Annotated in this window: 1 protein-coding gene; it reads left to right on the top strand. The window is 67.3% G+C overall.

The genetic code is table 11. The annotated features are described in order from the left end of the window. Nucleotides 1-15: 15 nt before the first annotated feature. Nucleotides 16-871: D-alanyl-D-alanine endopeptidase (gene pbpG / locus ACXJKR_RS33700; RefSeq protein ID WP_457326568.1), on the top strand; the 856-nt coding region annotated here is incomplete at its 3' end.

Here is an 871-nt window from a genome sequence, read left to right as displayed (position 1 = left end):
ACCCAATCCAGGGCCATCCGCACTCCCGTCAAAACCGCCGCCGTGCCCACGCGCAAGGTGCGCTCGGTCGTGCTGCGCAGGGCGGTCGCACCCGTTATCTCGGCTGTGCCCACCTTCGGGCAGGTTGCCGGCCTGCACCAGGTGGATGACCCGCTGGCCCTGAAGTCCAGCGTGGCCTATGTGCTGGACCAGGACACCAACGAGGTGCTGTTCTCCAAGAATCCCCAGGCCGTGCTGCCCATCGCCTCCATCACCAAGCTGATGACGGCGTTGGTGGTGGTCGAGGCCGGGCTGTCGCTGGACGAGAAGATTTCGGTCACCGATGACGACATCGACACCGAGAAGTTCACCCGCTCCCGCCTGGCCGTCGGCACGACGCTGACGCGCGGCGACATGCTGCACCTGGCCCTGATGGCCAGCGAGAACCGCGCCGCCCATGCGCTGGGCCGCAACTACCCCGGTGGCCTGGACGCCTTCGTCGCCGCGATGAACGCCAAGGCCGAGAGCCTGGGCATGGCCGACACCCACTATGTCGAGCCCACCGGCCTGTCGAGCCGCAACCAGAGCAGCGCCGCTGACCTGGCCAAGCTCGTCAATGTGACCAGCCAAGTGCCGCTGCTGCGCGACCTGTCCACCTCCCGCGAAGCGCGCGTGGCCCTGGGCAAGCGCCTGGTGCAGTTCCACAGCACCAACGGCCTGCTGTCCAACCCGCTGTGGGACATCGGCCTGCAGAAGACCGGTTTCATCAACGAGGCCGGCAAATGCCTGGTCATGCAGGCCAGCATGGCCGGCCGCAAGCTGATCATGGTGTTCCTGGATTCCAGCGGCAAGGCGTCGCGGATCGCGGACGCCGAGCGCATGCGCAAGTGGC

The sequence above is a fragment of the Roseateles sp. P5_E11 genome, from assembly GCF_054049355.1.
This window is presented reverse-complemented; position numbering and strand designations above follow the sequence as displayed.